The sequence below is a fragment of the Amphritea balenae genome (assembly GCF_003858655.1).
Taxonomy (GTDB): Bacteria; Pseudomonadota; Gammaproteobacteria; order Pseudomonadales; family Balneatricaceae; genus Amphritea; species Amphritea balenae.
The window spans coordinates 116,627-125,963 of record NZ_RQXV01000014.1 but is presented as its reverse complement, the minus strand read 5'-3'; the positions used below and the strand labels follow the sequence as shown (position 1 = coordinate 125,963).

General features: G+C 42.0%; 10 protein-coding genes. 9 read left to right on the top strand and 1 reads right to left on the bottom strand.

Annotated features, from left to right (window positions below):
* The first annotated feature begins 137 nt into the window (after window positions 1–137).
* The 9 genes from EHS89_RS19430 to EHS89_RS19390 all read left to right on the top strand — a co-directional run bounded on the left by EHS89_RS19430 (window position 138) and on the right by EHS89_RS19390 (window position 8,310).
* Window positions 138–956 (top strand): alpha/beta fold hydrolase, encoded by an 819-nt coding sequence (locus tag EHS89_RS19430; protein ID WP_124927831.1) that lies wholly within the window; start codon window positions 138–140, stop codon window positions 954–956.
* A gap of 148 nt (window positions 957–1,104) precedes the next feature.
* Window positions 1,105–1,968, top strand: a complete 864-nt coding sequence (locus EHS89_RS19425) for a hypothetical protein (RefSeq protein ID WP_124927830.1) — start codon at window positions 1,105–1,107, stop codon at window positions 1,966–1,968.
* Between the two features lie 117 nt (window positions 1,969–2,085).
* Window positions 2,086–3,153 carry an alpha/beta hydrolase family protein gene (locus EHS89_RS19420; RefSeq protein WP_124927829.1) on the top strand — a complete coding sequence of 356 codons (1,068 nt, stop codon included), beginning with the start codon at window positions 2,086–2,088 and terminating at the stop codon, window positions 3,151–3,153.
* A 370-nt stretch (window positions 3,154–3,523) separates the two neighbouring features.
* On the top strand, window positions 3,524–3,961 hold the full coding sequence (locus EHS89_RS19415) for a hypothetical protein (protein WP_124927828.1): 438 nt from the start codon (window positions 3,524–3,526) through the stop codon (window positions 3,959–3,961).
* Between the two features lie 49 nt (window positions 3,962–4,010).
* Entirely contained in the window at window positions 4,011–4,454 is a 444-nt protein-coding gene (locus EHS89_RS19410; protein WP_124927827.1) for a DUF2846 domain-containing protein, read from the top strand.
* Window positions 4,455–4,597: 143 nt separating this feature from the next.
* Window positions 4,598–6,292, top strand: coding sequence for a DUF4403 family protein (locus EHS89_RS19405; protein ID WP_124927826.1), 1,695 nt, complete (start codon window positions 4,598–4,600; stop codon window positions 6,290–6,292).
* A 112-nt stretch (window positions 6,293–6,404) separates the two neighbouring features.
* Entirely contained in the window at window positions 6,405–6,965 is a 561-nt protein-coding gene (locus EHS89_RS19400; RefSeq protein WP_124927825.1) for a GNAT family N-acetyltransferase, read from the top strand.
* A gap of 100 nt (window positions 6,966–7,065) precedes the next feature.
* The gene (locus tag EHS89_RS19395) at window positions 7,066–7,641 is read left to right on the top strand and encodes a YdeI/OmpD-associated family protein (RefSeq protein WP_124927824.1); all 576 of its coding nucleotides are present in this window, start codon (window positions 7,066–7,068) and stop codon (window positions 7,639–7,641) included.
* 321 nt (window positions 7,642–7,962) lie between these two features.
* Window positions 7,963–8,310, top strand: coding sequence for a DUF3127 domain-containing protein (locus EHS89_RS19390; protein ID WP_124927823.1), 348 nt, complete (start codon window positions 7,963–7,965; stop codon window positions 8,308–8,310).
* Window positions 8,311–8,441: 131 nt separating this feature from the next.
* On the opposite strand, the gene EHS89_RS19385 is transcribed toward EHS89_RS19390, so the two are convergent.
* Window positions 8,442–9,110: a glutathione binding-like protein gene (locus EHS89_RS19385; protein ID WP_124927822.1), complete on the bottom strand. Its 669-nt coding sequence runs from the start codon at window positions 9,108–9,110 to the stop codon at window positions 8,442–8,444.
* Window positions 9,111–9,337 lie beyond the last annotated feature (227 nt).

Here is a 9,337-nt window from a genome sequence, read left to right as displayed (position 1 = left end):
TGGGGACGTGTGAGCATAAACGAATATCGTAACAGCAATGCCAAACCTTCCTAACAAATCAATGAACTTTGCGCCTTCGGCGCCGGACAGCCTAACGGCTGCCCGGTTATTGAAGCGTTATATTCAAGGAGTTAAAATTGAGCAATTGGAATCTTCCTCATACATTTAAATTTGAAAGTCGAGACGTTAAATACGGTGTCGAAGGCGAAGGGGAACCTCTGATTTTAGTACACGGTACTCCTTGGTCTTCATTCAGCTTAAGGCATTTGATTCGAGATTTGTCTTGCCATTACAGAGTTTACTACTTTGATCTTCTTGGATACGGAGATTCAGACAAGAGTGATTCGGATGTTTCTCTAGGAATACAAAATAGGCTGTTAGACGCTTTAGTTGAACACTGGGAAGTAGAATGTCCTTTTATTGTTGGTCATGATTTTGGTGGTACCACCGTATTGAGAAATCATATCTTAGATAAACGCAACTACAGGAAGATTGTCGTGATTGACCCAGTCGCGTTATCTCCTTGGGGCTCACAATTTTTCAAGCATATTGAAAAACATGAAAGCGCTTTTTCAGGTGTGCCAGACTATATCCATTCCGCAATTGTTGAAACATATGTAAAAACAGCCGCCCATCAAAAATTGGAGCAGGATACGATTGATGGGATATTGGCGCCATGGAGTAGCGAGCAGGGTAAGGCAGCGTTTTACAGACAAATTGCACAAGCAGACTCAAAATTTACAGATGACTTTCAGGATAAGTTTGATGAGATAAATGCGCCTGTTCTCATATTGTGGGGTGAGGAAGACCAGTGGATACCTTGCGAGCAGGCTTATTTACTTCAAAGTAAAATACCAGGTTCAAAACTCGTCACTGTGCCCGATTCGGGGCATCTAGTAATTGAAGAAGAACCTGCAACGTTAGCAGCAGAAATACGGGCGTTCTTTGAGAGTTGAATATAACAAAGCCATCAAACCGACCTCCTTCCGTCGCCTTTTTTGGGCTTGGCGCAAGCGCCAGTTTAGCCCAAAACGGCTCTGGTCGTCGGCGGCTTATGGCGGCGTTATATTTTCAATGCTCTTTTCATCACCAAAAGGATTATAAATGACACCTGAGTATCGTATAAATGCAGAAAACCGAATCACAGCATACTTGGCACGTTATAAAGTTAGCCCTATAAAAGATATGCAAGTTGAAAAAACCTATGATGAAGGAGATGGTGAGATCCATGTTTGGAATGTGAGAGCAAAAGATAGTCGGTGGTGGGTTGTAGAGGGTGAAAATTCACCGATGAATTTATACACTCAAGATGAATACTACTTTTCTGCTGAGGAAGCATTTTCGTTTCACTTAGGTGTTACTCAAAGATTGCACCAGAAAGAGAGTTTGACATTTAAACATGTGATAAACGAGTTACCTCTCGATATTGGAAGAATAAAATCAATCAGTCGACGTTTAAACATAGCATCATTAGATCTAAACGTTGTTGAAGCACCTGAAGATATTCAAAAAATTGGCTTAACCTGTAGAGAGTGTTTAGTAGACCTTGGGAAATCGATCTCAGATGAAAATCCAACTTTACTTAAAGATAACAATCTAAAAGCAGCTGACTTTAAAGGAATAACAAGTGCTGCTGTAGCAATATACGCACCTGGGAAAAGTCATCAAAGATTAAGAAAACGCTGTAAAGAAATGGCGGAAATGGCATGGGAGCATTCATCTGAAGTAGTGCATTCGCCAAATAAAAGCATACCAGAAGCAAAAATATGCCTTCTGTTTACTTGTACTGTTGTCTCGATATTTGAAAATTTATACCTTAAATATATTGAGCTAGATACTGCATTAAAATGTACTGAGTGTACAAGTATGAATTATGCCGTAGAGGTTGCTTCTGATGACTCACATGCAAGGGTTATATGTCAAGATTGTGGAAGCGAGCAAAAAGTAGGTGTTGTCATAGAAGAATAAAAATATAACAAGGCCTTTAAACGGAACTAAAACAGTTGGCTTTGTTTCGTGCCTCAACAAGTGTAGCCAACTACTTTTGTCCGCTTAAGGCAGCGTTATGTTTCTTTGGTGAGCAGAGTGAAAAACATTAAACTATTTACCGTTGCTTTCGCGTTCTCAGTTTTAGCTGGATGTTCAGAATCAACAGAGGTGCAAAAGAACAATGGAGAGTTTTACATAGGTTACGAAAAAGTAGATGTTGAGTCGAAAGCTACAGGCGAACAATTTTCTGTTGCACTGATCTACCCCTCAGATACGCCATCAAAGCAAGTTAATTTCGGCCCTTTCAAAATGGAGTTATCCATTGGCGGCAAAGTAGCAGAAGGAAAATTTCCTCTGGTCGTTATTTCACATGGCTCGGGCGGTACAAATTTAGGACATAGAAGTATTGCGTTTGCTCTAGTAAAAAGTGGCTTTGTTGTTGGTATGCCGCTACATCCAAAGAATAATTATATAAACAATCAGTTTGCAGGGACGGTTAGCAATTGGAAAAATAGACCACAACATATTAGTGCATCAATTGATGCTATTTTGTCTAGCCGTAATGTGTCAGAGAGTATCAACGCTCAAAAAATAGCGGTAGTTGGACATTCAACCGGTGGATATACGGCGTTGGCGGTAGCTGGCGGGAAAGCTGATACCAGCCATATTGTGGATTTATGTCTTTCAAACTCGCAAATAAACGAGCCTTTTTGTGGTTTGGCAAGGGAAAATAAAACCGAGAAAGTTAAGATAGAGAACTTGCGTGACGAACGGATTAAAGCAATTGTGATGATGGCTCCTGTTGGCATTCTGTTCAATTCAGCTGATTCCCTAAATAAGGTTGATATCCCAGCTCTACTTCTCAGAGCAGAGAGAGATACTGAATTGACTGAGCCATATCAATCTGAAGTCATCGCCAAAAATTATAGAAACCCCAAACTTTTAACCTACTGCACTGTTCCAAATGCTGGGCATTATTCGTTTATAACACCTTTCCCAGAAGCCATGAAAAACGAATTGGGAGTTGTGGGAGAAGATCCAGACGGGTTCGATCGAAGAGCTTTTCATGAGACGCTAAGCTCTGATATTGTGAACTTTCTTGATCAAACACTAAACTCGGAACATAACAAGAAGCTTCAGCTGACCTCGTGCCTCGACGGCTGAGCTTGGCGTTATAGCGCTCTAAGATTTTTAATCTGAGTTCAGCTATTATCAGGTAATCACTGCCATCCGTTGGCAGTCCAGCATCAAGGATGTGCTGTGTATTCTCTTCAGCGATTTCGTTCCTGGTGCCATAGGTAAGTTTGCAGAATCGGCACCGCCTTCTCAGTCATTCGGGTGTGCCATCCAGCAGGCTTTTATTAGCGGGTCAGCATTGCAGTTCTGGCCCAATATTAATGAGCATAGGCACATTACATGGAAGTAGTTAAAACAACAGTTCGCTTCTATAACAAGGCAAGGCAGAACACCCACAAGCGGGTTGGACTAGTCGCTGCGCTCCTCGCCCGTGCTCGCGGCGTTATGACTAGGGATTATGCAAGTACAGTGGAATGAAAATCAGTTAAACACTTTCAATTGGATAATGACTGCATTCGGGGCCGTTGTCTGGGGTATTTATTGGTTGATGTGGGAGTTAGGTTTTGAACATGGGGTTATATTGTTCATTTTTGCTTTTGTAGGCTCTATGGCCCTTATGACGCGGCGCTGGACTAGAAACTTTCCAAAAAATAACAGAGGAGCAACGGCTTCTCTCTCTGAGGGAATGTTTAAATTCAACAACCCCAACAGCAATCTTTACATTGAATTTGCGATAAGCGACATAGAAAAAGTATTTGTTCTGAATTACTGGTTCTTTTCATACATGAGATTAAGCATGAAAAATAAAAAATATTTTACGCTGTATTTTTATGATGTTCGCCAGTTGCAATCAGAATTAATAAATTTAAAGGTCATAACAAAAACAGGCAGTTGACGCGCTATGCGCTCAACTGCTGTAAGCGTTATATTACCAAGGAGTGGAAATGAAATTACTAATCTCTACATTAATTATTCTTGTATTAACTGGTTGCGCATCAACAAGTCCATATGTTCCTTCATCGACTTTAAATGAAAGCAACGCATCTATTGTTTATATATATCGAACAGATGTTGCTTATCATTCCATGAACCCCGAAAAACCTTTTTTCTACGTAGATGGTAAATTGGTCGGCAAACTCGGTACAGGGCAGTTCGTACGATTCATTGTCGGTCCTGGGAGTCACGCCCTTACTTCGAGAGAATCAGTGGTATTTGCACCAGGCCGTGAGAGCGGAAATTTACAAGGGGAGTTCGAGTCAGGTAAAACCTACTACTTCAGATACTCTAAGAATTTAACGAGTATGTACCATACTGGCGCAGGTTTTATCATGTCAGATAGCTCTTCTCTTAGGCCGGCTACTAAGAAAATGTTTGATGAGCGGTCGTAATATAACAAGGCGCACAAGCAAGGACGCAGCTGCGCCGCTTTGCTTGGCGTTAGGTTTCCTAGGAGGTTGTTGGGTAGCATCTACCTTATAGAGCACTAGATAGTAAATTTGGGGTATACCAATAATTCGTACTGGAGAGGGTTATGAAAAAACTATTACGAGCTTTATCGATAGCCGCATCGCTACTAGCCATAACGGGCTGTGACAATATTGGAAGTATTGGCGTAAAACCGGAACGGCAATATCAAGAATACAAATACGAGATTCCTGACAGCTCATTGGCGATTAAAGTAGGAGTTAATTTAGATGAGGTAGAAAAGGTTATCGAAAGTAAATTCTCTTCCCCAATTTCTGGTGAGGAGAAAGGAGAATTTAGCGAAACCTATACTCTAAAAACCAATGACCCCTTATATCACCCAAGAGAATGGATAAAAACGAAAGATCCGCTGTACAATCCGAATAAATGGATAGAGAAATGCGTTTCATACAATGCGGGTTTTATTAAAGACAAAAGATGTGTAAAAACGAAAAATCCTCTTTATCACCCGAGAAAGTGGATAAAAACGAAAGACCCTCTCTATCACCCGAGCAAATGGATATATTCAAGTGCTAAAGTTGATATCGGTTACAAGGCGAAATACGAAGTTGGTCTAGCTAGAAAAATTGAGTTCGAAGGTATTGCAGGGAATAAGCTTAAGATCACTGTGCCTATAACTGCCAAAGGCAAAGCAGGCTTCCGAGGCGACATTGCTAAAATTGGATTGCTTGATAATAAAAATTTTGATGTCGATGTTAATGTAGAGTTTCTTGTCGGACTCAACTTCAATAGGGAGTGGTGCCCGGTACTTTCAGTTGATACGTATATTGACTGGGAAAAAGGACCTAGAATTGAAATAGTCGGAAACACTTGGCTTGACTTCAACGTTGCAGCACAGATTGCTAACCTCGGGCTTCAGCCAATGGTAACTAAAGCTATTGAGGGAGCCATAGATTGCGCTACTATCAAGAATGAAATTGACAAGCTTTCTGTGCCTTCTAACGCGAGAATTAGTACAGAACATGGGGATTACTCATTCGGAATTCAGCCCATTGATATTTTTTCACCCAATATCTTTTTCTCCGACAAAAATCTTGAAATGTCCATTGGCGCAAAATTGAAAATGGGAGTCGAATTTGGCTATACACCTAAAACAATTGGTATTCCACAGCTCACCCCCTCAAGTGGCATTGAAAATATAATAGATATAAATCTTCCATTTGTTATCCCTTATAAAGAGCTTCACACGATATTAGATGCTAAAAAAGGCACCATCGAGTCAGAATTAAACGCTCTCATCAAAACGCAAGATGAGATTTCAGATGCAGAGGTGTCGCTAAAGGGTATTGAAATTTACCCGAACAAAGAGAAAATTGTTATCGGCATAGATTTCAAGCTTGAAGTCGGATCGTTTTTCAAGCCTTCTGGCACTATTTACTTGACCGCGCTACCTGTCATTTCAGAGAACCATGTTTTTTCGCTGGAGAAGGTCAAGATAAATGGGAAGCTTGAAAACCCGGCTTATGCGGCTGTCGTTAACTTAATAAAACAGCATCTAGAAGCAAGTATCGAGGAAAAGATGAAATTTAAACTCGGTCCTAGAATAGAAGAGCTGAAGCTCAAAGTGTTAGCCAAAGTGCAAGAGGAACTCAAAGCTGTCAATGGCGTTGAAGTGAAGATTGTTGACCCGAAGATTAGGCTCAGCGATGAAATCGTGAACGTCGAAGGAAATATGGTTAAAAACATAAGTCTATTGACGGGTGTTGATGTTATTGTCAAGCCTCTTGCACTCGTAGACTAGCCGCTAAACCCAAGTTCGAAAACCTAACAAGTGCGTGCACGGGATCAAAAAGCTGCGCTTTTCGCCACCCGTGACGCAGGCGTTATGGTTTTTATAAAAACAGGTAAGCTGCATGGCTTTATCATTTGAAAGTTCAAGATTGAAAGTATTTGAAGTTCCGGGTGATATTGGCTTGTCCGAGCGTGAGGTCTTGCTTAATCGTATACCTGAAATCCTTACACCATCAGTTGTTAAGCATCTTCCAGGTTACTTTCATGGCATCGACTCGCAAGAGAAAGCTCAGGCTTGGTTAGCGCGTATGTTGTCGGAAAGCCGGTTGTTTTTGGTTAAGTATGCAGAGGATAAGTCTGTAGAGGGTAAGTTTATAGAGGGTAAGTCTGTAGAGGATAGTTTAATTGGGTTCCTGTTTGCAGTTGTCGAAAATGGTCGGGATGCTCATATTGGTTATTTACTGAGTGAAGAATATTGGGGCAAAGGTTTAGCCAATGAGTTGCTTCAGGGTTTTATTTTGAAATCTTCAAAAACAGAGCAATGGGTTAAGCTTATCGGGGGCGTTGCTCCATCTAATATCGCCTCGGCTAACTTACTTAAAAAGTTAGGCTTTGTTGAGCAAACGGGGGGAGACAATAGCGTTGTCTTTTACGAATATAAGATTCCCCAGCCACAATCATAATAAGTTGCTCAATAATCGTTCCGGCCATAAAAGGCCTCCAATAGTCGTGTAAAAAAAGCGCGTCGTCTATTAATGCGTTATACCAAAGAGAATCTAGTTTATGCCTGAACCCGATACATCGAAAATCATGACCTTTGCAGCGCCGGAAGATCTCGGCGGGTGGCTCAAGGCGAACCACGCCACCGAAACTGAGCTGTGGGTGAAGATGTTCAAGAAAAAGACAGGGATTGCCAGTGTAACCTGGGATGATGTCGTGGTTGAGGCGCTGTGCTGGGGCTGGATCGATGGTATTAAGAAGTCAATCGATGACCAGTCCTATCTTCAGCGGATTACGCCAAGAAAAGCGCGCAGCAACTGGTCGAAACGGAACCGGGAGCATGTAGAGCGTTTGATAAACGAGGGCCGGATGACGGAGCCTGGGCTGGTGCAGGTTCGTGCTGCCAAAGCGGATGGCCGGTGGGAGAACGCCTATGTGGTAAGTGAAATGAAAGTGCCAGCGGATTTTCTGGCAGCACTGGAGAGCAAGCCGAAGGAAAAACAGTTCTTTGAAACGCTGACTAAAGCGAATCGTTATGTCATCGCGCACGGATTAACCAGTGCGAAGAAACCGGAAACCAGGCAGAGGCGATTTGAAAAGTTTATGGATATGTTAGCCCGCAAAGAAAAGCCGGCTTAGTCTTTAACAAGACGAAAAGCATAACAAGGCCTGCAAGCAGAACAAAAACAGTTATCTTTGTTTTGTGCTTCACTATCTTTATTTTTTTGCTTCGCTTTCTTTATTTTGCGCTTCGCTAGCTTTATCCGCTTAAGGCGGCGCTATCATTCTGAATAAACAGTATCACCTTTAGTTGACAATTAACTCGGTTAAAATAGACTGCTTACTTTTCATAGGGCACTTTTTGTCAGGCTCGCTAACTTCTGGGGAGTATCAGAAGATATCGGTCTTTCAGGCTAAACAAATCGGGGCAAGCGCTTCGTTTAATACAAGGTACAGGTAATGGCTTACGAGTTGACCGGTAAGGTTAAATTGATTCAGGATGCTCAGACATTCAATAGTGGTTTTACTAAGCGTGAAATGGTTGTCACTGTTGAGGATGGCAAGTATCCGCAGGAAATTAATCTGGAATTTGTACAGGACAAGGTAAGCTTGCTTGATCGTCTTCAGCCTGGGCAGGAAGTCACTGTTACTTTTGATATTCGTGGTCGCGAATATAATGGCCGGTATTTTAATAACCTGCAGGCCTGGAAAATCCAGACCGGCAACCCTGTAGATGCCGGATTCGATCAGACACCGGCTTTTGATCATGATTCCCCGCCGGCATTCGATGACGACGTTCCGTTCTAAGGTAGCGACCGTTCTGATTGAATCAGTCTTATCTGTTGCTATCAGATAATAGCGTTAGATGATGCTGTAACTAGGGGCCTTCGATTGAAGGCTTTTTATCAAGTTTTATTTACTGGGCTTTTTAGGCAGGCTTATGTTTTGCCCATCTCTGTAAAGTTATAAACCTCAAATCCTCTGATGGTTGCTGGCCTTGAGCTGCATTTGTTAACCCACGCCATTACATGAGAGAAAGACTCAAGCTTTAGCTGGTTACCCGCCTTATAAAACATATTGAGCCAGATTACCCAGGGGAATATTGAGATGTCGGCAATGCTATATGTGTGGCCTACAATGTATTCATGGCTTTCAAGACGCTCATTTAAAATGCTTAAAAGTCTTTGGGTTTCTGTGGCAAATCGTGCTTCAGGGTAGGGGTGATCGCAGTTGTCTTTACCATAAGTATGAAAATGGCCAAAAGCGCCAAACATAGGGCCGATATTAGCCGCCTGGAAAAACAGCCACTGGATCGCTTCACTTCTTTCTGAAGGATTCTCCGGCAGCAGTTTGCCTGATTTTTCTGCCAGATATAGCAAAATAGCGCCTGACTCCATTATTGAGTGAGGCGTACCGTCAGGTCCCTGAGGATCAACTATTGCGGGTATTTTGCAGTTTGGATTTAGCTTTTTAAAGCTGTCTGCGAATTGTTCGCCTTTTAGAATATCAACCGTATGAACATCGTAGGCCATTCCCATCTCCTCCAGAGCAATAGGAATTTTTATGCCGTTGGGAGAGCCTAGAGAGTAGAGCTGGATGTTAGTCATAACAGTGACCTTTCAAAAGTTATATTCGGCTGCTTTATCTTACCTTTTTATTGAACGGTTTCCTTAATGTACTCGAGACGGCTGTTGGTCTTATTGTCAGTTCTGTTGTCGTAGATAGTTTTACGGTTGTCGCATCTACGTTGCATCGGGTCGCTCGCAAGTAGTACCCGCATATCCCCTGTGATTATTATGATCTCATGTTAGCTCCGGAGCGTACGCGATACAGC

Coding starts and splice junctions, on each gene's coding strand:
- EHS89_RS19425 (WP_124927830.1), top strand. CDS start 1,105: ATGACACCTGAGTATCGTATAAATGCAGAAAACCGAATCACAGCATAC.
- EHS89_RS19415 (WP_124927828.1), top strand. CDS start 3,524: ATGCAAGTACAGTGGAATGAAAATCAGTTAAACACTTTCAATTGGATA.
- EHS89_RS19410 (WP_124927827.1), top strand. CDS start 4,011: ATGAAATTACTAATCTCTACATTAATTATTCTTGTATTAACTGGTTGC.
- EHS89_RS19405 (WP_124927826.1), top strand. CDS start 4,598: ATGAAAAAACTATTACGAGCTTTATCGATAGCCGCATCGCTACTAGCC.
- EHS89_RS19400 (WP_124927825.1), top strand. CDS start 6,405: ATGGCTTTATCATTTGAAAGTTCAAGATTGAAAGTATTTGAAGTTCCG.
- EHS89_RS19395 (WP_124927824.1), top strand. CDS start 7,066: ATGCCTGAACCCGATACATCGAAAATCATGACCTTTGCAGCGCCGGAA.
- EHS89_RS19390 (WP_124927823.1), top strand. CDS start 7,963: ATGGCTTACGAGTTGACCGGTAAGGTTAAATTGATTCAGGATGCTCAG.
- EHS89_RS19385 (WP_124927822.1), bottom strand. CDS start 9,110: ATGACTAACATCCAGCTCTACTCTCTAGGCTCTCCCAACGGCATAAAA.